The organism is Anaerocolumna sedimenticola, assembly GCF_009931695.1.
Taxonomy (GTDB): Bacteria; Bacillota; Clostridia; order Lachnospirales; family Lachnospiraceae; genus Anaerocolumna; species Anaerocolumna sedimenticola.
The window spans coordinates 3323905-3345914 of the sequence record NZ_CP048000.1 but is presented as its reverse complement, the minus strand read 5'-3'; the positions used below and the strand labels follow the sequence as shown (position 1 = coordinate 3345914).

The window sequence follows — 22010 nt, the reverse complement described above, 5'->3', positions numbered from 1 at the left end:
GTCAATATAATATATGCCAAATATAATTATGGGTTCCATAACCGATTTAAATTTTAAATACGGAACGTCAAGTAATATCCGTATTGGGCAAAACGCTCATCAGTTAACATAGGTAATATTTGTAATATTATTATAATTATATTAGATATTATTTGCGGTACAAGGTATAGTCCTGCATTTCCCTGATAAATCCTGCCTCCGACAGGACTCTTGCTGCTCCCTCGGGATATTGTTTTACGGTTATCCGGTTAAGCACCGGAAACAGCCGGCGTTCTGAAAAATAACGGGTAAATTCAATAAGAGCCTCTGACAAAAATTCTTCCTCAAAAATCCGGAGCACTTTACCCTGTTTTTCGAATACGGCTATTGGTATACCCGCACGTAAGGCTACCGCAGTTCCAATTACATTGATAAAAGCCCTCTCCGGTTTATGAGGCAGTATCTTTCCCCAAGGTTGCGCCGGGTCTGCTGCTGTAAGCCATACAATTTGATTCACAGGTTGTTCCAATGCCAGGATTGTTCCACCATAATCTTTTTCTCTAATATACTGCATGCCGGAAAGGCCTTCAATAAAATATCCTCTCCGTACACGACCGGTATACTCCCATACACGCAATACTTCCAGTGCTGCCGTCCAATTAATATCTTTTGCTGTTTCACGGCATATAAGGACCGCACGGTCAAATACCCGCTCCAACTGCTGTTCCATGGTTAACTGTTTTATAGGCCTTAATACTTCCCATCTTCCGGTTGTGAGCGCTTTACTCCTGGCGCTGACTCTTTGCCTTGGGGAAGCTTTCTCCATTTTGTCTTTCATTTGCCACATGCGTACCGGCAGAAAACTGTCTGCAAAAACGAGTCCTTTTTCAGCAAGAGTAAGCAGACTATTGTATGGAGAACCTCCCTCTATAAGCGGGGAAAGTCTTTGCATAAAGCTGGCACCCCGTTTTAATAAGGCTTCATACAGGATTTTCTCATCTCCGTCCAAAGAAGCCGCAACACTCGATAAGTCAGCATCCCAATCGATATCGTCATACAAATGAAAACTAAGCCCTCCATCCGCAGAAATTTTCCAGAATACGATTCCTTGTGAAAGGAGGGTATCCAACAGCTCTGCTCTGTATCCTATAACTCTGGCTGGAAAAATTATATTCTCCCACATAGCAGCAGGATATGACTGATCACAAAGTACAGGCAGGGCATTTTTTAACTGTTCCAAAGGCGGTCCCATTCTGTAAATACGGTTTGCAAAAAAAGCGGCATAACTTTCCGACGGCAGGGTTTTAACCTGTATGCGCCGTTGTTTAACCGTTTCTCTTTGTGCACGGTCATACAGTTCCCCATGATAATATAGGCCTTCCCTTTCTATAACCAGTTTTTGCTGGGAAAGATCATTCAGTACCTCCCTTGCAGTTTCTTCCGTCCAGAAGTAACGTTCACCGATTTGTTCAGCCGTAAATACTCCCCGATATCTTAAAACCTTGCGGACAATGAACATCCTGGAATTCTTATCTCCTTCTTCCAATGCGGCATGGTATCTGTCTTTATGTTCTGCTGCTATCCATAAACCCGGTTCAATATACATGGCTTTCCCCTGTTTTACCAGACTAACCAGCCATTCGATAGGTACCGCAAGTTCCCCGGCAATCAAATCCCCTTCTGCCATTAACAGAGAATGGAGCTGCTTTTCATCTTCCGGAAGCTTTTTCCGCTCAGATACCTTAGCCAGCACTTCCGGTTCCGGTACTGTAACCTGTGCCTGTTCTAACGCTTCTTTCGCCGCAACCTGGATGCCAACAGGGGTTGGTGCATAATCGTACATCATGGAGGCTTCCGTCTGCTGCCGTAAAAGCATTGACATAGGAGACGGTGTTTCCAGATACATTTCCCGGATTTGGATAGTACCGGCCTGTATTCCTTGTAAAACCCTCTCAACTCCCGGCAGATCCCAATAATCCTCCAGACACTCCCGCTTCGTTTCCCTAATTAACGGATGTTTCTCCACTTTGACCAGGGAATCCAGCATTTCTGCACTTCGAATCCGCTGCACCCATAAAGGCTGACGTCCGGCTTTTCTAACTCCCATCATCAATGCCCTGGCGGAATTGTAGCGAAAGTTCATGTTAAACAATGGTGTGGCCGGAAGAAGTGCTGCAAGTGTGGATTTTGCCGAATCCGGACGTATCCGGTATAGCAGTCCTTCCGGAACTGCTTCATCCCCATAGGGCAGCAGCAAAAAACCGTCATCATCATCCACGTAATTAATATTCATGTTCAATTCATTTCTGGCAGCTTCCCCTGCAAGAATTGCAAGAGGACTGTTTATCTGTCGCCCAAATACGGAGTGTACCATCATCTGATAACCAGTTTCATCCTTAAAATGTTCAATGATGATAGTGGAATTATCCGGCAGTCCTCCGGTCGCTTCTATCTGACGTTTTATATAATCTCCGGCATCAGACGCTGCTTCCTCATCAAGTCCAAGTCTTTTTAATTCATTTTCAAGCTCATGAGACCTATAAGCAATCTCTAATTTGTTAAAGATCTTTCCAAAGGCAATACCGGTCTGCATACTCCGGCCTTTTATTTCTCCTTTCCAGAACGGCAGTCTGGCACCGGAAACCGCTGCAGGGGAAACGATAACCGTATCTTTTTGTACACTTGCAATTTTCCAGGCAAAAGTACCCAATAAGAACCGGTCCCCGATTCTGGACTCATAAACAAATTCTTCATCCAGTTCACCAAGTTTTACTCCGTTTTCAGTTTTTACGTTATACAAACCCTTGTCCGGTATGGTACCTCCTGTGGATACCGCCAGCATCCGGCTGTAAGTATCTCCTTCTGCATATCCATGTATTCTGTCATAAAGAAGCCTGGGCCGGACCGGTATATCACGGTCATGTTCATAATCCCCGGCCAGCATACATAATACATCGTGTACATCCTCCCTGGTTACCTCCCGGAAAGGATAAGCACGGGGCAAAAGTTCCATAACTTCATCCAAGCCGTATCCGCCGTTAACCGACATGGACACCAAATGCTGGGCCAATACATCAAGACATAGTCTGGGGGGATGGGAGTACTCCACTCCCCCATTTCTTGCTGTTTCTGCAGTCATTCCGCAATACAAACTTTCTGCTGCCGCCCGCGGAAACATATGCATTACACTGACACGTCCGGGATTATGTCCGGCACGGCCCAATCTCTGCAGGGTACTGGAAATGGATCGGGGACAGCCAATCTGAAATACCTGATCGATATCGCCTACATCAATTCCAAGTTCCATGGAGGAAGTGGCACACAATAAGCGCAATTCCCCGTTTCGAAGCGACTGCTCCACTTCAAAGCGCTGCTCTTTGGATAAGCTTCCATGGTGGGTTCTTGCAAAACCCTCTCCTCCTAACTGGTTAACATAGTAGGCCAGTTTTTCTGCATACATCCGGCCCTCCACAAATGCGATGACACTTTTCGTATCTTTACAGTAAGCATAGACGGTACCGGCAAGTTCCTGCCAGATCGGGTCCCGGCTTAATGGCTTTTTCTCAGCGAAAGGACTGGTTATGATAAATTTTATCTCTTTCTCCATCTTCGGGGCTACAAGAGTCACGGGATCCGGGGATAAATATTCGGCGGCACGGCTTAACGGTTCAATGGTTGCTGAAAGTCCGATTCTTTGCAGCTTATTTTGACATAGCTTGTCCAGCCTGGCAATGGAAAGCATTAAGTGAGCTCCCCTTTTGGAGTCGATCAGTGCATGGAGTTCATCTATGATTATATAGCGTGCCGTTTGCAGGATAACCTGTCCTGTTTTGCCGGTCAGCATCAGGTATAAAGATTCCGGTGTGGTAATTAGTATATGAGGCGGAGTTTTTATCATCCTGCGCCGTTCGTTCTGGGGTGTATCACCGGTCCGGATGGCAATATCCAAATCCGTCGGTTCTTTACCTTCTTGTTTCCGTTCCTCATTTTTTATTCCTGCCAAAGGGCGCCGCAGATTTTCGCGGATATCTCCTGCCAGAGCTTTTAACGGGGATACATAGATTAGCTGCAGTTCCTGCTTTAAAGTACCTTCCCTGGCCTGTGCTTTCAGCCTGTCGATAAATACCAGAAAGGCTGACAGTGTCTTTCCTGTTCCGGTAGGTGCCGATACCAGAGTATCCCCACCGCCTGCTATGGCGGGCCAGGCTGCCTTTTGTACCGCTGTGGGGCCCCCAAGGGAGTTGGTAAACCAATCACTTGTATACTGACTAAAAAGCTTTAGAGAATCTGATTCCATAAAATTATCCTCCTGTCAGGTTTATTTTTTTCTTTTCTTTATCCCGACACAACTGCTCCTACACTAATATTTATCATTTCGAACAATCAACTTAGTTTTTAGTATAACATATATACGAAAACTTCAAAAGTACTTTCAATATAATGTCATTTATTTAATCTCACTGTTTGTAAAAATAATAAAGTGCTGTTCTTAGAAATCTCCAAAGAGCAGCACTTTTACTTTAATGATTCTACTTATGGCTTTACGGTGTGATGTTACATTTTAAAAATCAACATAGTATTTAGTAGTATAAGCAAAAAATATTCCAAACCCAATTAATCCCGTTATCATTTCCTTATTATCTAAATCATGTTATAATAGCAGAAATTACAGAACTATAAAATACTTCAATAAATTATTGGAAAGGAATACGCATGAAATATAAAATACTACTCTTTGATTTAGACGATACCCTCTTAGACTTTGCTGCGAATGAAGCCGATTCTTTATATAAACTATTCACCGGCCAAGGTATTACATTTACCAATGAAATCTTTACTCTGTACCATTCCGTGAACAAACAATTATGGACTGCTTATGAAAATGGTATCATACCATTAAAAGAAGTATTAAATACAAGATTTTCAAAGACCATGGGCAAACTTGGTAAAACGGTTGACGGCAGCGAATGGGAAAGTCATTACCGGGAACTTCTAGGTAACGGACATCAGCTGATAGACGGTGCCTTAGAGGTGTGCCATACCCTGTCGAAAACCCACCGGAACTTTGTTGTAACCAACGGTGTTACCATTACTCAGGTAAAACGATTAAAACAGAGTCGATTATATGATTTGTTTGAAGATATTTTTACTTCCGAAAGTATAGGTTATCAAAAACCTCAGAAAGAATTTTTTGATTATGTTACCGGCCATATTACAGATTTTGACCGGAAGGATTCCCTTATTATCGGGGATTCCCTTAATACTGATATCAAAGGGGGAATTCTTGCGGATATAGATACCTGCTGGTTTAATAAAAAATCACAGGCTGGGTCTGAAGATATAAAAAGCACTTATGTTATTTCGGATTTACACGAACTTTATAAAATATGTGAGTTATAAACGGGCAGCGATTCCTATATTTTTTTTGAGAGTATTTTTAACATTCGTTTATATGTTGACATGCTATTGTCAGGTTTAATATGATAGTATAACCTTATCATACCTTGTTTAAAAAATAGGAGGATAATAATGAATATTAAAGAGGAGTTACGAAAGCTTGTTACCACTCAAACTAATTTAAGATTTAATGATCTGGAAATAAATCCGGAAAAAATCCAGGCAATTATGATTAACGAAGTTGTTCCTGAAGATCCTAATCAAGACTTCTATGGAGACGATGATGCAGACTATTTAAAAACTACGATTCCATTATTTCAGAAAGCCGGACTCCCCATATCCTCTATCAGTGATATATTGGAGATGGGTGTTTATATTACTAATGCCGTTAAAAGTCCAAAATATGAATATACCATAGAAAAAAGCAGCATTGAGAACAGCTTACCGTTTTTGGAGAAAGAAATAAATTTATTTTCCAATGTCAAAGTCATTCTGTTAATGGGTGATGTAGCAAAAAAGTCTTTTAATATGATAACCAAAAAATCCCTTAAGAAAAACATTGTTCCGTCAATATCTACGTACAAACTCCGGGGTACCGAAATATATTATGGCAGCATTAGAGTTATGCCGTCATACATTATGACCGGCGGAAACATTTTGATAGAAAAATCAAAATTTGAAATGGCCTCTCATGACATAGCTGCAATGGCAGTACTCATTAAGTAACTGTTGTATCAATTTCATGAGTGATTGCCAATGCAGACATGTGTCTCACTCAATATTCAGAAAATAGTTTATGTTTAACAGATATTTTGTGAAAAGGAAAAACGAAAGGCTACCACTGCTTCCATTGTTTAGTTTTTACCTCGGTAAAATATAGAGGTAGCCAAAATACCTGACAGCAGCAGGGCAATACTTAGAACAAAGGGCAATACCCTCGAAATATCACTAAGTAGTCCGCCTATGTAACCAAAGGGTACACTCACCAACATAACTGTTGTCTGAAGTAGGGCCATAATTCCTGAACGTTCATTCGGATTAACATGTATGGCTACCAGTGACTCCCTGAGTGTGTTTAATACGGCTGAACCCAATGCTTCAAACAATAACGAAACGAATAAGATTACATACCCCCATACCCCGGTGTTTGATATGGTTATCAGCAATAAGCAGCCAATGATGGCACTGAGAAAACCACCAAATAACGGCCATTTTAACTTCGATTGCTTAATATGAGAGATAACTGTAAAGAAAAGCAGGATAGATAATATACTCCGTACCATTGGGAAGATGGGCAGTAACGTATCCGGGACCCCAATTCGGCGGGATGCAATAATTTGCCAGAAAGTCATCCCAATCATTCCTACAATCTCAACCAATATACTGATTATTATAGCAAATATCGTCCCGCGCGAGGTAAATATCATTCGTATTGCAACTTTGTAGCCGGATAACATCTCCCCCCATGACATTTTTCGGGCCGCTTCCTGCCTGATTTTACCAACAGCTGTTTCTTTGGAAAACTTATATAATATAAGCAGTTTTGCCGTCATGATAACAAAAGCATTGATGTAGAGTATTCTTATAGCCGGTGTCAATGTCAGCTTCGCAACTAAAATTGAAGATATCGGTGCGAAGATTGCTGAGAGATTCCCACAGATGATGACCCAAGAGTAGATTTGAGTTATTTTATCCCTTGGCGCATCCTCTACCAGCAGACAATCCCAGGATACCGTAGTTATCTTCATTGTACCGTTTAACAGTGCCGCTACGGCGAAGAACCAGAAGCCCTGACTGGATGCCCAAATCAGACATGGTAAGCTCCATGCCAGGAAATCAAATACCATGGTGCTCAGCCTGCGCCCCATCTTATCTACGATAATTCCGGAAAGAAAAGCAAAAACCATTTGGGAAAACATATAAATAGAAGTCACCAATCCCACTTGTACGTCACTCATACCAAATGTCAGCATGTAAACCGTGGCATATGGCAGACATAGGTTCATGGATAACCCCCACATCGGTTCTGTGTAAACACAAGCCCGTGGATTACCTCGTAACTCGACAAGTGTACGCAATAAATGGTGTTTTAATAAAAAATTTTTCATGTCTCCTCCTATGAAAAGAACAAAGTGCCAGAAAGCTGACACGCTGTCATTGTTTGTATTAAATTAAATTTAGGCCGGTATGTTCGACGGGAAAGTATATCCTTGGCGAAATGTACTCTTTTTGTGCGCCCCGTTTTTTAAGTATATAAAAAGAACGATCAGGATAGGATAAATGCCACAAAAACAAAAAGACTTAAACCGTAATGGCTCAAATCCTTTTGTTTCATTTTGATTGACGGAGAAGATGGGATTTGAACCCATGCGCCGGTTGCCCGACCTACCGCATTTCGAGTGCGGACCCTTCAACCACTTGGGTACTTCTCCAGATTATTATTAATTTATGCTATTGTTTATGCGGCACTGTACTTAACAATCAGAAGTTCTACACCAATCGTATCCATTAACCGTCCGGTTTTAATCAATTCCTCGATCTCCGCACAGCTTTGCAGGGCTTCTTTCAAGGTCTTCATGGTAAAATTCTTACCCTGGCCCAGATACTTGCCGATAGTAAAAGGCATCAGGCCTGTTTTCTGGCTGATTATGGTGTTATTGTAACCTAAAGCAGCCAAATCCTTTACCTGAATCAGTATATTAAACTGTCTGGTAATTAAAAATAAGATTGACATGGGTTTTTCTTTTAAAGCTAACAAGTCATAATATAAATCCAAAGCCTGTTTCTGTTTTCTGCTTCCAATGGCATCAATCATTAAAAATATCTTGCCGCTGATTTGGGTTGTACAGACAGCATCGATATCTTCAGAGGTAATTACCGCTCTGTCCATAGCATAACAGATTAATTTTTCCACTTCGTTCTGGATATTTTCCATGTCGGTTCCAGTCTTACTTAATAAATACAGAATGTTGTCACCTGTAATTTTCTTTTTTTCCTTATCCAGTAAAGAAGTAATCCACAGCTTCAAATTATTTTCATCCATACCGTTCATTTCCGATATGGAACCTGCATCTTTAACAGCCTTAAATAAGCGGTTCCTTTTATCAATTTCCGTTTCCACAAATACTATATGGGTGGTTTCCGGAATGGATTTTATATAATCAGCCAGGTTATTCTGATTTTTAAATAAACCGCTGTTTTCAATGATAATCAATCTTCTATCGCTGAAAAAAGGCAATGTATCGGCTGCTGCGATTATTTTGGGAACTTCCGCACCTTTGCCTTCAAAATAGGAGTAATTCATTTCATCGCTTTCTCCCAGTATAGCTGTCTTTAACTTATCTTTATATAATTTCTTAAGATAACTTTCTGATCCATACAGCAAATACACCGGTTTAAACTGATTCTGTCTGATATGCTCTTTAATATTTTTCATATTAATAACCATACCTTTCTTATAACCTGCAAACTTTGAACCGCAGGCACAACTCCAGAAGAATAACGTCTTCTGCTATTCTTCTCTAGTCTCGTATCCGAGACTTTGGCTTACATGTCTTCCGTGAGACGATTCATACTTACTCCTGCATACAAAACCAATACTTTTAACAGCACATCTATTTTACTAAGAAATAGTAAAATAAGCAAGTAAAAAATTAAAATACTATACAAAAATTTAAAGACTATACAAAAATTTAAAGACTGATACAAAAAAATATCTGGATTAAGCAAAGGATTAAGCAAATTGATTACAATTATATAAATTGGGAAACTTCCTTACACTCCCAACGTTTTTTCATAAACTTGATATAGTAAAGGGATTCAAACAGATAAAATGAGATAAGCTGTACGGATTCTTTTACTATTTACTATTCATCCCTGAAAATAATACTTCCGTTTTCCGCATTCATACTTTCTATAATAGCTAAGGATTCTAATCTGACACCCATGGAACGTATCATTTCTCCACCGTTTTGAAATCCTTTTTCTATCACAATACCGATTCCTTCCACACTTGCACTCGCACTTCTGACCAAATCAATTAAACCAGCCAGGGCACAGCCGTTGGCCAAAAAATCATCAATGATTAACACCTTATCTTCCGGACTTATAAATTTCTTAGAAACAATTACATCATAAGTTTTTTTGTGAGTAAAAGATTCTATTTTTGTAGAATAAACTTCTCCATCGATGTTGATACTTTGTGCTTTCTTCGCAAAAACAACGGGTACCTTAAAATATTGTGCCGTAATACAGGCGATACCAATCCCGGAGGCTTCTATCGTTAATATCTTTGTGATTTTTAGATCACTAAAAATTCGTTTAAATTCTTTTCCTATTTCATTAAATAATTCAATATCCATTTGATGGTTTAAAAAATTATCTACTTTTAGTACATTTCCACTTTTTACATTGCCGTCTCTAACTATTCTTTCCTGTAATAATTTCATCTTAGTAACCTTTCTTTAATAACTGTTATGTAAAAATCAACTCGTTTTTGATTATACATGATTCCTCTGATGATTACAATTTTTTTTAAGTTATTTATAAACTTTATTCCTCTGAATAGTCTTAACACAAGTATACTTTCTTAATTCAGACAATACATTTACAACAAGAGAACTAAATGAAAGGTATCCTAATATGTCCGATCAACCGGTAAGTTATCTGACGAATCCAAGTGATTCGGAAAGATATGATATCCTGAGAAACGCTTTTATTAATGCACACCGTCCAGAAGATTTTGAAAATGTACTTGAACTACTGAATCCCCCACCTGATATTACTTCCTATGCAACTGCAGGAGAGCATAAAAACATTAAAATAGGTGTAATAGGTGCAGGCCTGGCAGGATTATCTGCTGCATTTGAATTAAGAAAACTTGGCGCAGAGATTACCATATATGATGCCATGGAAGACCGAATCGGAGGCAGGGTATATACGTATTATTTTAATCAGAACAGACGATATTATGGAGAATTTGGCCCGATGAGAATTCCCTTATCCCATGGTACAACCTGGCATTACATAAATCTGTTACACCTGAATACCGTTCCGATAACTTCACCTTTTCCCAACAATTTTATATACGTTCATAATACCAGAATACGAAGAGACTATGAAGGAAAAAATATAACGGAATATTTATATCCTTTATTTAATCTTACAGAATATGAAAAATCTCTGCCATGGTCAGAATTAGATGATTATGCATTTAATTCTGTTTTACTTAGTCTGTCACCGGAAATACGGAGGGAACTGCTGCAGATTTTACCCGAATATTCACCTGAGTATTCCGTCTATACGAATAACAGCATAAGAGAAATATTAGAAAGCCGTGGTTTGAGTCAGGATGCCATAAATTTAATTGCCAGTGTAGACCCCCTGACCGGAGGACTCCTTAATATTAGCTATGCTGAATCCTTGCAGGAGTTATATTCCCTGGATTTTCTGAATACTTACCGAATAGCAGGTGGAATGATAAACCTCCCTCTTGCTTTTTATCATTCCCTTACCTCACCCAATCCGAGAGAATATGATATTGCTCCGGAAATGCTTGGAAAAGTTAATATCAACTTTGGACATATCATAACCGGCATTTATCAGAATTCCACGGATAACAAAGTTATTTTAAGATATAATAATACATCCCTGAAAGATGTATATGAAGAATTTGATTATGTTATCTGTGCTATCCCATTTTCCACCTTACGAGTGATTGATATAAAACCCTTTTTCAGTAACCAGAAGATGCAGGCTATCCGGGAATTGTTTTACAGTGATTCCCTCAAGGCTGCCTTTTTCTGTAATCACCGTTTTTGGGAGGAAGATGCGGCATATGGTAATATGAATGGAGGTATTTCCTTTACTGATCTGCCAATCCAGTCCATTGTATATCCCTCCGATCATATTCAATGTCCAGAACCTTCCTTTTGCTCACCTCTTGAACCAGGGGTATTAATTTCCTCCTATAATTTGAATCAGGATTCCATACGCGTTGCTAATCAAAGCAATGAACGACGGTTTCAGTTAATTAAGAGAAATGTGGAGGAAGTACATGGACTGTCGGAGAATTTCTTAGATTCTATTGTGGAAAATTACAGAATTGTGGATTGGAATCAGCAACAGTGGTTTCGAGGGGCTTTTGCCATGAATCTTCCCGGTCAGAAGATAAATTTTGGACTTACGATGCTGCAGCCGGAATATGATAACCATCTTTTTTTTGCTGGAGAACATACCTCTGTAAAACATGGTTGGATGCAAGGTTCCTTATACAGCGGGATGCTGTCGGCCAATACACTTGCAATGAATCTGAGATAATATTAATTAGGATTGATATCGAATTGGAATATTAAGTATAAAAGCATTTCATGTAACTACTATGTATATAAAAGCAAACCTATATAAGTTGATCAAAATCGCTGCGCGATGGCCTGCCAAGGCTGTGGTGCAGTTTTTTTAATATAAAAAGCAGAAAGAAAGTCCTAATTCTTGTTTTTAAGCGGTCTTATGATTCAAATACATCTTTCCAAAAAGTGATACAGCAGAAATTATTTAGGTAAACTTCTTAGCGTAAGTTTATTTTATAGAATAAGTCAAGCCAACACAAAATTTTATATGATATATATAAAAGGTCACTTCATTACGACTGTTGTGACCTTTTAATAAATTATAATATATAGCAAATCTTAACCAATTTACACGGAGCTATTGATCTGTGGAGCTGCATAAGCAGTTTTAACTGCTTTTTTCATTGGTTGTTATATGGTTTGCAGATAATTTCATTAACACGAAGTTTTTTAATATTTCTGGTAGTTGATGCCTGCAATAGAAGTGCGGTATCGGAATTTATTCCGGTTCCTGCGATTGCGATCACAGATTCACCACTTTTTACAAAACCGCCATCTGCAGCCATTAGTGTGATTTCATAGCAAACTTTTACTCCTTCACTGAAGCATCGAAGGAAGTCTGCTATAATAGTAGGAGCATTAGACCCATACAACTTATCGGTATGGAAAAGCATTGTACCAAAATGTACTTCATGACCATTTTCTCGTAGGGTTTTTACTGTATCAGAGGGAAACCGATTGGTATCACTGGAAAAACCATATTGATGAGGGATGATAATCAGTGAAATTCCTTTATCGGCAAAATATTCCATGGCCTGTAAAGCAGTACGGCCTGTTGTAGAAGCAAGAATGACTTTTTTTACCCCAGTTTCTGCTATTTTCTGTTCTACTAGTGTAAATGTTTCAAGTGTATGATCTTGTTTTGTAGATTCGTAATAGGTAATTTCTTTTTTCATAAAAACCTCCGCTATTTTTGTTTTTTGTTTCCAATAATTATGATATAATACTGATATCGCTGGAACAAGTACGCACTTATAAGTACCTCAGTACCTATATGGGAACCGGGTGGAACCAAGCATTCAAATGGAGATGATAAAAATGATTACTTTTCGAGATAAAGTATACCGTTGTCCTGTTGAACTGACGATAGAACTGATCGGCGGTAAATGGAAAGCAGTACTTCTATGGGAACTATCGAATAAAACGTTACGATTCAACGAATTAATACGCCTGTTTCCGAATACCACCCGAAAAATGCTGGCACAGCAACTTAAGGAAATGGAACGTGATGGTTTAATATTACGACAAGAATACTATCAGATACCTCCGAAAGTAGAGTACTCATTAACGGCATTTGGCAAATCATTTATGCCCGTATTATTTTCGATGAATCAATGGGGGATGGATTATATGGCTGAGAATATACAGGAATAAAAATCTCAAAGTTTATTATTGAGGCACAGTTTTAAAACTTGGATCATAAAACATTATTGGATTATTTAAGCAGCATGCAACGACATTATGGGTTTTAGCTGTTTTATAACCCAAATTTAAACCTCTCACTTGATCTACTAATATCAAATGAGAGGTTTAAATCAAAGTTTTGAAGTCTGAGTCCTCATTAAAGTATATGGCCCTTTTGAATATCACAACAAAGACTGCGTATTCCATCTACGGAACTAGCTGCTATTTGTTGTCAGCTGCTAATTGCTTTTTTCATAGATCTTACGTATTCATAGACAGGTTTTTCACTGTATTTGCCGTACTGTGCAACGATTTTTACAATCGCACTACCTACAATCGCACCGTCTGACAAGGCGGCAAACTTAGCAGCCTGCTCCGTAGTAGATATACCAAAACCTACGGCACAGGGCACTGTAGTTGATTCCCTGACTAATTGTATCATCGCGTTAATATCCGTCTTAATCTCTGAACGGACACCGGTTACCCCCATGGAGGATACACAATAAATAAATCCTTTTGCCTGTCCGGCAATCATTTTAATCCTCTCATTGGAAGTAGGTGCAACCAGTGATATTAAATCTATTCCATATTTTAAACAATCCGGTTCCAGTTCTTCTTTTTCTTCATAAGGAAGATCAGGAACAATAATTCCATCAATACCGGTCTCTTTACATTTTGACATAAATTTATCTTTGCCATAGGTGTAGATTGGGTTGATATACGTTAAAAAGACAAGCGGTACCTGGACCTTTTGCCGTACTTTTGCTACCATTTCAAAGAGCTTATCCGTAGTACAACCTGCCGATAGTGCCCTTTCATTGGCTTCCTGAATAACAATACCCTCTGCTATCGGGTCTGAAAAGGGTACTCCGATTTCAATCAAATCTGCCCCTGCTTCTTCCATGGCATAAATTAATTTTTCTGTTGTTTCAAGGTCCGGATCTCCACCGGTAACAAAAGTGATAAAAGCCTTACCATGATCAAATGCATTTCCGATTCTACTCATAAATGTTAACCCCCCTGTATCTGGCTATTGCTGCTACATCCTTATCACCACGGCCGGATATATTAATAACCATGATTTTACCCTTATCATAAGCGGATGCGGCTTTCATGGCGTAAGCCACTGCATGGGCACTTTCTACCGCAGGTATAATGCCCTCCGTACGTGACAGATATTCAAAAGCCCTGACAGCTTCTTCGTCGGTAATCGGAACATATTTGGCGCGCCCCATATCGTTTAGCATGGCATGTTCCGGCCCGATTCCCGGATAATCAAGTCCTGCTGATATGGAATAAACCGGCGCAATCTGTCCGTATTCATCCTGGCAGAAGATTGATTTCATTCCATGGAAGATTCCTTCGCTTCCATTGGCTATTGTGGCTGCATTTTTCGGATTATCTACTCCAAGGCCGGCTGCCTCACAGCCAATTAGCTCTACACCATTTTCCTCTATAAATTCGTAAAATGCTCCCATGGCATTACTGCCGCCCCCGACACAGGCAACTACTACATCGGGTAACCTGCCTTCTTTTTCTTTTAACTGCTCTTTGATTTCTTTTCCGATAATTTTCTGAAAATCCCTTACTATGGTAGGAAACGGATGAGGTCCCATAACCGATCCAAGTACATACAAAGTATCATCGACTCGTTTCGTCCACTCACGCATGGTTTCATTCACCGCATCTTTTAAGGTTTTGGTACCGCTGGTAACCGGATGAACTTTCGCCCCAAGGAGTTCCATTCGAAATACATTTAAAGCCTGCCGGTCCGTATCCTCCTTACCCATAAAAATTTCACATTCCATTCCCATAAGCGCCGCTGCTGTTGCTGTTGCCACTCCGTGCTGTCCTGCACCTGTTTCCGCAATTACTCTAGTTTTACCCATTTTTTTTGCCAAAAGTACCTGCCCTAATACGTTATTGATTTTATGGGACCCGGTATGGTTTAAATCCTCTCTTTTTAAATAAATCTTAGCACCGCCTAAATCCTTAGTCATTTTTTCTGCAAAATATAAGAGGGAAGGCCTGCCGGCATAATTTTTATATAAATCATTTAATTCTTCTACAAACTGAGGTTCATTCTTATAATATTCATAAGCCTTTTCCACTTCCTGCACGGCATTCATTAAAGTCTCCGGTATATATTGACCTCCGTATTGCCCAAATCTTCCTTTTTTCATTTTTCTATCATTCCTTTCTTTATCTTACATAAATATGCTAATGCAGTACTTTGTCCTGACTTCGTACCAGTTTTATTATTTCTTTAATTTTTATCTCATCCTTAATACCCTTTGCTTCAACTCCGCTGCTGATATCCACACAATAGGGGTGACAATCTTCTATTGCCTTTAGTATGTTGTCTTCATTTAACCCTCCTGCCAAAAAAAATGGTTTGCTGTTCTTCGGTATTAATTCCCGGTTAAACGTTAATCCGCTGCCGCCATACTGTTCCTTGATGTAAGTATCAAAAAGAATATGGTTACAGGGAAGTTTTTGTATGGTTTCAAGCTCTAAAGGTTCTTTTACACGGATTGCTTTAATAATCTCATTGGGAATTCGCTGCCTGAGTTCCCTTATATACCTTTCATCTTCCTCTCCATGCAATTGTACCAAATCTACTATGTTATTCCTGCATAATGCCGTAATATGATCTATGGGTTCATTTACAAATACGCCAACCGCTTTTATTCGTTTATCTAAAGCTCTCTTTAATTGTAAGGCAGTTGCATCGTCCACCATCCGTTTGCTTTGTGCAAATACAAAACCAATATAATCCGGGAGATATTTATTAACATAGGATATATCCTCAGGCCTTTTCAAGCCGCATATTTTAATTTTTGTCATAGCCGCCTCTTAACTTAGTTAACATTTTCTTTTTGTCCGGGCTTCGCATTAAGGTTTCACCGATTAAAACGGCATTTACCTTTGCAGCTCTTAATACTTCAATATCATCAGCAGTTTTAATACCGCTTTCCGCGACAAACAGAATATTACCGGGTATCAATTTCCTGAGACGTTCACTGTTATGGATATCTACTTCAAAGGTTTTTAAGTTCCGGTTATTTACACCGATAATTCTTGCACCTGCATTTACCGCAGCTGCAATCTCCTCTTCATCATGGGCTTCCACTAAGGCAGAAAGACCTAAGTTATCACATAAATGAATATATTCTTTCATTATATTTTCCTCTAACAGGGAACAAATAAGCAAGACACAATCTGCTCCGATTATTTTAGCCTGATAGATCTGATAAGGTTCAAGAATAAAATCCTTACGGAGTACCGGGATATTTACATTTTTCTTAATCTCTGTCAGGTATTCATTACAACCTTTAAAAAAATCCGGTTCCGTTAATACGGAAATACAGCTTGCCCCGGCCCGCTCATAATCTTTCGCAATCTCCACATAAGGAAAATCTTCTGTAATGATGCCTTTAGAGGGAGATGCTTTTTTTACTTCACAAATAAAACTGATATCCCCGTTTCTTAAGGCTATTTCAAAGGGAAATTCTGTATATTGGGGCATTTTCTCTGCAAACAGCTTTATGGCTTCCAGTGGAATCTGCTTTTTGTCATTTTGTATCCGACGTTTTGTGGCTTCTGCTATTTTATCCAGTATCATAATTTCCTTACCTTTCTGTTTTACTATCCTGAATTTTATTTTTGCTAATATTCCGTTTATTTTTTTACCTTATAGAAGCTCTGATAGTTTACCGATTCGTAAGTGCTTTAAATTTCTCCAGCTGGGCTAATGCCTTCCCGCTGTCAATTACTTCGGCAGCTTCTGCTACGGCCTCTTTTAAAGTAATATTATCTCTTACCATAAAGATACAGGCAGCTGCATTCATTAACACCGCATCTCTTTTCGGGCCTTTTTCTCCATTTAAGATAGCCAGCGTAATCTCGGCATTTTCTTTCGGTCCGCCGCCCACTAAATCCTCTTTTTTGCATGTAGAAAGTCCAAAATTCTTTGGCTCCAGCTTATAGGAAATAACTTTTCCGTCACGGATTTCACAGCAGGTTGTTGGCGCACTAAGTGATATTTCATCAATTCCGTCATTTCCATAAGCTACGATCCCACGTTTTACGCCCAGATTGGCTAATACCTTTGCTAACGGTTCTACCAGAGCTTCATCATAGACTCCCAGAAGCTGCATATTGGCACCTGCAGGGTTTGCAAGCGGGCCTAAGACATTAAATATTGTGCGGATACCCAGTTCTCTTCTTACCGGAGCAACATATTTCATTGCTGTATGATAACTTTGTGCGAACATAAAACATAATCCGATTTCTTTTAAAACATCTGCACTTTCTGCCGGACTTATCATAATATTTACTCCTAATGCTTCTAACACATCCGCTGCACCGCATTTGCTGGATACACTACGGTTTCCGTGTTTCGCAACCGGAATTCCTGCGGCGGAAACAACCAGGGAGGCCGTTGTGGATATATTAAAAGTATAGGCTTCGTCACCCCCCGTGCCCACTATCTCAAGTACATCCATATTATGCAGCAGTCGTATGCAGTGTTTTCTCATACCTGCCGCACTTGCCGTAATCTCCGTGGTGGTTTCACCTTTCATACGAAGCCCTGTCAGATAGGCTCCTATATGAATATCTGAGGCTTCACCGCTCATGATTTCATCCATTACACTCTCTGCCATTTCGTATGACAGATTTTCCTTATTCGTAATCTTATAAATAGCTTCTTTAATCATTTTTACTGGTTTCCTTTCTATTTATATTTTTTTAAGCGATTGCGAAACTCCACTATTGTTTCTATACCATGCAATTAATGCAGTTTCTGGGTCAATTCTTGCCCAGAGGGCACCTGAAGCTGGAAATAAGTATTAATTGTATGGTATATTCGAAAAACTATATAGTTTCCCAATTACCTATTTTCTTTCAACCTGCATCTTCTATTAAATAAAAGATTGTTAAAATTGGATTTCACTACTTTAAAAAATTCTCCATCATTTTTTTACCGTTTGGTGTAAGTACGGATTCCGGATGAAACTGTAAGCCATAAACTTCATATTTTTTATGTTTTACGGCCATGATGTCTCCGTCATCGGCTATACCTGTTACTTTTAGCTCCTCCGGCAAAGTATCCGGTTTCGCTGCGAGAGAATGGTATCTTCCTACAGTAATTTTTTCAGGGAGGCCTTTAAATATACTGCTGTCGGTTTCAACTTTTACTATACTTTGCTTTCCGTGCATCAAGGTACTCGCATAAGTTATGGTTGCCCCAAATACCTCACAGATTGCCTGATGTCCTAAACATACACCTAAGATAGGCGTTGTTTCTTTCATTTCTTTCACTACCTCTTCACAAACTCCGGCATCCATCGGGCGTCCTGGTCCAGGAGAAAGAATGATGTGGGAGGGTTTTAAAGCTTTTATTTCTTTTACCATTAGCTCATCATTACGGATTACTTTGATTTCAGTTTTTACATCAGTACCTTTTTTTTCTTCGATTATACTTCCGATTAACTGTACCAGATTATAGGAAAAACTGTCATAGTTATCAATTAATAAAATCATAGCTCTACCTCACAAGCTTTCTTAATCGCTTCCATTACTGCTCCGGCTTTATTCGCACATTCCTCATATTCTTTCTCAGGAACACTATCGGCTACAATACCGGCACCTGCCTGGACATATACTTTGTTTCCCTTTTTCACGGCTGTCCGAATCGCAATACATACGTCCAGATTACCCGAGAAATCAAGATACCCTATAGCACCGCCATAAATACCTCTGGGTGTGGGTTCCAGTTCATCAATTATTTCACATGCCCTGAATTTGGGTGCACCGGATAAGGTCCCTGCCGGTAACAGTGCTGCTACCGTATCACAGCTGTCTTTACTCTTTTCAATTTGGCCGGTTACTACGGAAGCAATGTGCATTACTTTGGAAAACCGGTGTATTTTCATATATTCTTCCACCATAACGCTGCCATACTTAGCTATTTTACCTACATCATTTCTGGCTAAATCCACCAGCATATTGTGTTCCGATAACTCTTTCTCATCCGCAAGCAGTTCCTTTTCCAGTTCCCGATCATCGTCTGTCGTTTTGCCCCGGGGTCTGGTTCCTGCTACTGGAAATGTAGTTAATTTGCCGTCCACCAACTTAATCATAGTCTCTGGAGATGCCCCTGTAATCTGAACATCTTCGCATTGTATAAAGTACATATAAGGGGATGGGTTCGTGGTTCTTAATACCCGGTAAGTATTTAACAGACTGCTGTTATAATCCGCTTCAAATCTTCTGGATATTACTGCCTGAAAAATATCACCCTCACGGATGTATTTTTTAGTCTTTTCCACCATTTCACAATAAGTCTCTTTTGAAATATTGCAGGTAAATTGGGGAGCGGTGTCAGCTTTTAATGTCTGCAAAGGAGCGGGATCATTAATTAAATGAATAATTTTCTCAATTTCCAATAAGGCGGCATGGTAACCCAATTCTTTGTCCTCCGACTTATAATTGACTACAATGCTGATCTTTTGTCTTAAGTGATCAAAAGCTATCACTTTATCAAAAAGCATTAAATCATAATCTTTAAAATTATTTGTTTTAATTTTTAATTTCGGTTCCGCATATCCTATCATTTCATAAGAAAAATAACCTACGAAACCTCCGGTAAAGGGCGGTAACCCGTCAATATGAGGTGATTTATATTTATTCAGAAGTCCTCTTAGAACTGTCATCGGATCTTCCGTTGTTTTTGTTACTATTTCTCCGCTTTTAACAGTAACCTCTCCATTCTCACAGGTTAGATGCAATAACGGGTTAAACCCCAAAAAGGAGTACCTGCCCCATCGCTCTCCGCCCTCAACACTTTCCAATAGATAATAATTTCTATCTACCTGTGCTAATTTTCTTAATAAGATAATCGGCGTAATAATATCAGCAAAGATTTCTTTACAAACGGGTATTAAATTGTAGTCTGTTTCGTATTGCTGCATTTTTTCATAACTGGCATTCATTTAAAGTCCTCCTTTTATTTTCTATATGTCCGAAAGAAACAAGCTTTGCGAGTTTCTTCGGTACGCGTTGGAATTATTGAAAGCAAGCTTGCTAACTCCCACTTTGCTTTCATGGAAATAAAAAAAAGCCTTTATCCCTTAATCTAAGGGACAAAAGCTAATAACTTCTGCGATACCACCCATATTGATGCCATAAGACATCCACTCTGTTTGTATACTATCATATACACCCCGCTGATAACGGTTGGGGTTCCCGTTGACATCTACTTCCTTACGGTTTCAAGCCACCCTCACAAGTCCATTCAATAAAATCTGTCTTATCGCATTCACACCATACTGCGACTCTCTGTAAGATTTCTTTTACCTACTTCTCTTGCTCATCGGTTTTATCATTAAATTGACTTAAGTATAACTTTAGTACATTAATTTGTCAATAGTTAAATATAAATAAATATACATTTTTAGTATATAAATAATTATACATTTTTCCTTTTTCTGTAAACTTTTCTTTTTCTGTTTTTATGAGGACTTACGGAATTTTTATTACCGGAATTATTAATTCCGTCCTCTTTCTGGTTCGAATCTGTTTTTAGGGATACCCACATAGAAGAGCCTTCTTTGCCCATTGCTTTGATTTCAAGAAAGTCAAACTTTCTTAAGAATTTGGACAATTTGGTATCACCATAATTTCTTACGTCAAAATCAGGATATCTTTTAACCAGCCGGCTACCCAATTCTCCCATATTCATACTTTGTTCTTCGGATTCATTCATCATCTTAATAATTGCGGCTTTAATTACACTAAGATCCGTCATATTCTTAACGATATCCGGTGTTTCTGTTAACAGTAATCCTTTTGATTCTTTATTATTTAATGTACCATCCTCTGTTTTCTTAGCATCTATGTTCTTATCTTCTGCTGTGTTTTCACCCGGAAGCAGAGTAGATACTTCCATCTCAATCCCTTTTTTCTCTGATGCTGCTAAAACATCGAGATATTTAAACTGATTGCATGCAGCTATAAATGGTTTTGGGGTTTTCTTTTCACCCATACCAACCACCAGCATACCGGATTCCCGAAGTCTTGAGGATAATTTGGTAAAGTCACTGTCACTGGATACAATACAAAAGCCTTCTACATTACCGGAATAAAGTATGTCCATTGCATCTATAATCATAGCAGAATCCGTGGCATTTTTGCCCACTGTATAACCATACTGCTGCACCGGTGTCACCGAATTTTCCAATAAAACATCTTTCCAGGAAGCTGCTGTGGATTTTGTCCAATCCCCATAAATTCTTTTGTAGGTAGCGATACCATAATTGGATATTTCATCCAGGATATTCTTAATATATTTTGCGGATACATTATCAGCATCTATTAAAACAGCAAAGCGCTTATCATCTGTCATAAAATACTCCTTTTATTATTCTTTACGGTATTTGCTACCAGCCTGTCCCAGACATCGCTGACACTGAATCTTAAAATTACTTCTGTGAATAAAATATAAAGGATATATAGGGGCAATATGAAAAACTTATTAGAATTTAATTTATTTCTCTCCAGTTTCATAAATTATGTTTTTTCCTCTCATATTTATATTTCGGTAATTGCGGAACTCCACTATTGTATCTATATACCTTGCAATTAATACAATTTCAGAGCCAAATCTGTCCAAGAGGGCAACTGAAGCTACAAGTATCAATTGTATGGTATTTTCAGAAAACTATATAGTTCGCACTCCCTACATATTTGCATTAATTCCAAAATAATAAAATTTATACTAAAATAAATATATCCCCTTATTAATTACTATAGTAATCA

The 22010-nt window shown here is 38.9% G+C and carries 17 protein-coding genes, 1 tRNA gene and 1 other annotated feature; of the genes, 4 read left to right on the top strand and 14 right to left on the bottom strand.

Annotation, left to right across the window (positions count from 1 at the left end; translation table 11 throughout):
* Positions 1-148: 148 nt before the first annotated feature.
* Positions 149-4276, bottom strand: a complete 4128-nt coding sequence (locus tag Ana3638_RS14750; protein WP_161838712.1) for a DEAD/DEAH box helicase — start codon at positions 4274-4276, stop codon at positions 149-151.
* A gap of 416 nt (positions 4277-4692) precedes the next feature.
* On the opposite strand from Ana3638_RS14750, the gene Ana3638_RS14745 reads away from it, so the two are divergent.
* Positions 4693-5379 (top strand): YjjG family noncanonical pyrimidine nucleotidase, encoded by a 687-nt coding sequence (locus Ana3638_RS14745; RefSeq protein ID WP_161838711.1) that lies wholly within the window; start codon positions 4693-4695, stop codon positions 5377-5379.
* A gap of 129 nt (positions 5380-5508) precedes the next feature.
* Positions 5509-6102, top strand: a complete 594-nt coding sequence (locus tag Ana3638_RS14740; protein ID WP_161838710.1) for a uracil-DNA glycosylase family protein — start codon at positions 5509-5511, stop codon at positions 6100-6102.
* Positions 6103-6230: 128 nt separating this feature from the next.
* Here Ana3638_RS14740 and Ana3638_RS14735 read toward each other — a convergent pair whose 3' ends face one another.
* The 4 genes from Ana3638_RS14735 to Ana3638_RS14720 form a co-directional block, all read right to left on the bottom strand.
* Positions 6231-7484, bottom strand: a complete 1254-nt coding sequence (locus Ana3638_RS14735; protein WP_161838709.1) for an MFS transporter — start codon at positions 7482-7484, stop codon at positions 6231-6233.
* 236 nt (positions 7485-7720) lie between these two features.
* Positions 7721-7808 (bottom strand) — tRNA-Ser (locus Ana3638_RS14730).
* Positions 7809-7834: 26 nt separating this feature from the next.
* Positions 7835-8812 carry a DNA polymerase III subunit delta gene (gene holA / locus Ana3638_RS14725; RefSeq protein ID WP_161838708.1) on the bottom strand — a complete coding sequence of 326 codons (978 nt, stop codon included), beginning with the start codon at positions 8810-8812 and terminating at the stop codon, positions 7835-7837.
* A 430-nt stretch (positions 8813-9242) separates the two neighbouring features.
* Positions 9243-9824: a xanthine phosphoribosyltransferase gene (locus tag Ana3638_RS14720; RefSeq protein WP_161838707.1), complete on the bottom strand. Its 582-nt coding sequence runs from the start codon at positions 9822-9824 to the stop codon at positions 9243-9245.
* A 193-nt stretch (positions 9825-10017) separates the two neighbouring features.
* Here Ana3638_RS14720 and Ana3638_RS14715 point away from each other — a divergent pair, with 193 nt between their 5' ends.
* Complete coding sequence (locus tag Ana3638_RS14715; protein ID WP_161838706.1) at positions 10018-11694, top strand: flavin monoamine oxidase family protein; 1677 nt, start codon at positions 10018-10020, stop codon at positions 11692-11694.
* Positions 11695-12124: 430 nt separating this feature from the next.
* Here Ana3638_RS14715 and Ana3638_RS14710 read toward each other — a convergent pair whose 3' ends face one another.
* Positions 12125-12679, bottom strand: coding sequence for a pyruvate kinase alpha/beta domain-containing protein (locus Ana3638_RS14710; RefSeq protein ID WP_161838705.1), 555 nt, complete (start codon positions 12677-12679; stop codon positions 12125-12127).
* Between the two features lie 142 nt (positions 12680-12821).
* Between Ana3638_RS14710 and Ana3638_RS14705 the strand changes: the two genes are divergently transcribed.
* On the top strand, positions 12822-13157 hold the full coding sequence (locus Ana3638_RS14705) for a winged helix-turn-helix transcriptional regulator (RefSeq protein WP_161838704.1): 336 nt from the start codon (positions 12822-12824) through the stop codon (positions 13155-13157).
* Positions 13158-13419: 262 nt separating this feature from the next.
* Here the strand turns inward: Ana3638_RS14705 and trpA are convergent, their stop codons facing one another.
* The 8 genes from trpA to Ana3638_RS14665 form a co-directional block, all read right to left on the bottom strand.
* A complete protein-coding gene (gene trpA, locus Ana3638_RS14700) occupies positions 13420-14193 on the bottom strand; it encodes a tryptophan synthase subunit alpha (RefSeq protein ID WP_161838703.1) in 774 nt (257 codons plus the stop codon).
* On the bottom strand, positions 14186-15370 hold the full coding sequence (gene trpB / locus Ana3638_RS14695; protein ID WP_161838702.1) for a tryptophan synthase subunit beta: 1185 nt from the start codon (positions 15368-15370) through the stop codon (positions 14186-14188). The genes trpA and trpB overlap by 8 nt, the downstream gene beginning before the upstream one ends.
* Positions 15371-15407: 37 nt before the next feature.
* On the bottom strand, positions 15408-16034 hold the full coding sequence (locus Ana3638_RS14690) for a phosphoribosylanthranilate isomerase (protein WP_161838701.1): 627 nt from the start codon (positions 16032-16034) through the stop codon (positions 15408-15410).
* Entirely contained in the window at positions 16021-16812 is a 792-nt protein-coding gene (gene trpC / locus Ana3638_RS14685; protein WP_161838700.1) for an indole-3-glycerol phosphate synthase TrpC, read from the bottom strand. The genes Ana3638_RS14690 and trpC overlap by 14 nt, the downstream gene beginning before the upstream one ends.
* An 88-nt stretch (positions 16813-16900) precedes the next feature.
* Positions 16901-17908, bottom strand: coding sequence for an anthranilate phosphoribosyltransferase (gene trpD / locus Ana3638_RS14680; RefSeq protein ID WP_161838699.1), 1008 nt, complete (start codon positions 17906-17908; stop codon positions 16901-16903).
* Positions 17909-18143: 235 nt separating this feature from the next.
* Positions 18144-18734, bottom strand: a complete 591-nt coding sequence (locus Ana3638_RS14675; protein WP_161838698.1) for an anthranilate synthase component II — start codon at positions 18732-18734, stop codon at positions 18144-18146.
* The gene (trpE, locus tag Ana3638_RS14670; protein WP_161838697.1) at positions 18731-20185 is read right to left on the bottom strand and encodes an anthranilate synthase component I; all 1455 of its coding nucleotides are present in this window, start codon (positions 20183-20185) and stop codon (positions 18731-18733) included. The genes Ana3638_RS14675 and trpE overlap by 4 nt, the downstream gene beginning before the upstream one ends.
* A gap of 143 nt (positions 20186-20328) precedes the next feature.
* Positions 20329-20575 (bottom strand) — a binding site (T-box leader).
* Between the two features lie 86 nt (positions 20576-20661).
* Complete coding sequence (locus Ana3638_RS14665; RefSeq protein ID WP_161838696.1) at positions 20662-21597, bottom strand: NYN domain-containing protein; 936 nt, start codon at positions 21595-21597, stop codon at positions 20662-20664.
* Positions 21598-22010 lie beyond the last annotated feature (413 nt).

Excerpts from the sequence above, each read along its gene's own strand:
- Ana3638_RS14750 (WP_161838712.1), bottom strand. The coding sequence starts at position 4,276 with ATGGAATCAGATTCTCTAAAGCTTTTTAGTCAGTATACAAGTGATTGG.
- Ana3638_RS14745 (WP_161838711.1), top strand. The coding sequence starts at position 4,693 with ATGAAATATAAAATACTACTCTTTGATTTAGACGATACCCTCTTAGAC.
- Ana3638_RS14740 (WP_161838710.1), top strand. The coding sequence starts at position 5,509 with ATGAATATTAAAGAGGAGTTACGAAAGCTTGTTACCACTCAAACTAAT.
- Ana3638_RS14735 (WP_161838709.1), bottom strand. The coding sequence starts at position 7,484 with ATGAAAAATTTTTTATTAAAACACCATTTATTGCGTACACTTGTCGAG.
- holA (WP_161838708.1), bottom strand. The coding sequence starts at position 8,812 with ATGAAAAATATTAAAGAGCATATCAGACAGAATCAGTTTAAACCGGTG.
- Ana3638_RS14720 (WP_161838707.1), bottom strand. The coding sequence starts at position 9,824 with ATGAAATTATTACAGGAAAGAATAGTTAGAGACGGCAATGTAAAAAGT.
- Ana3638_RS14715 (WP_161838706.1), top strand. The coding sequence starts at position 10,018 with ATGTCCGATCAACCGGTAAGTTATCTGACGAATCCAAGTGATTCGGAA.
- Ana3638_RS14710 (WP_161838705.1), bottom strand. The coding sequence starts at position 12,679 with ATGAAAAAAGAAATTACCTATTACGAATCTACAAAACAAGATCATACA.
- Ana3638_RS14705 (WP_161838704.1), top strand. The coding sequence starts at position 12,822 with ATGATTACTTTTCGAGATAAAGTATACCGTTGTCCTGTTGAACTGACG.
- trpA (WP_161838703.1), bottom strand. The coding sequence starts at position 14,193 with ATGAGTAGAATCGGAAATGCATTTGATCATGGTAAGGCTTTTATCACT.
- trpB (WP_161838702.1), bottom strand. The coding sequence starts at position 15,370 with ATGAAAAAAGGAAGATTTGGGCAATACGGAGGTCAATATATACCGGAG.
- Ana3638_RS14690 (WP_161838701.1), bottom strand. The coding sequence starts at position 16,034 with ATGACAAAAATTAAAATATGCGGCTTGAAAAGGCCTGAGGATATATCC.
- trpC (WP_161838700.1), bottom strand. The coding sequence starts at position 16,812 with ATGATACTGGATAAAATAGCAGAAGCCACAAAACGTCGGATACAAAAT.
- trpD (WP_161838699.1), bottom strand. The coding sequence starts at position 17,908 with ATGATTAAAGAAGCTATTTATAAGATTACGAATAAGGAAAATCTGTCA.
- Ana3638_RS14675 (WP_161838698.1), bottom strand. The coding sequence starts at position 18,734 with ATGATTTTATTAATTGATAACTATGACAGTTTTTCCTATAATCTGGTA.
- trpE (WP_161838697.1), bottom strand. The coding sequence starts at position 20,185 with ATGAATGCCAGTTATGAAAAAATGCAGCAATACGAAACAGACTACAAT.
- Ana3638_RS14665 (WP_161838696.1), bottom strand. The coding sequence starts at position 21,597 with ATGACAGATGATAAGCGCTTTGCTGTTTTAATAGATGCTGATAATGTA.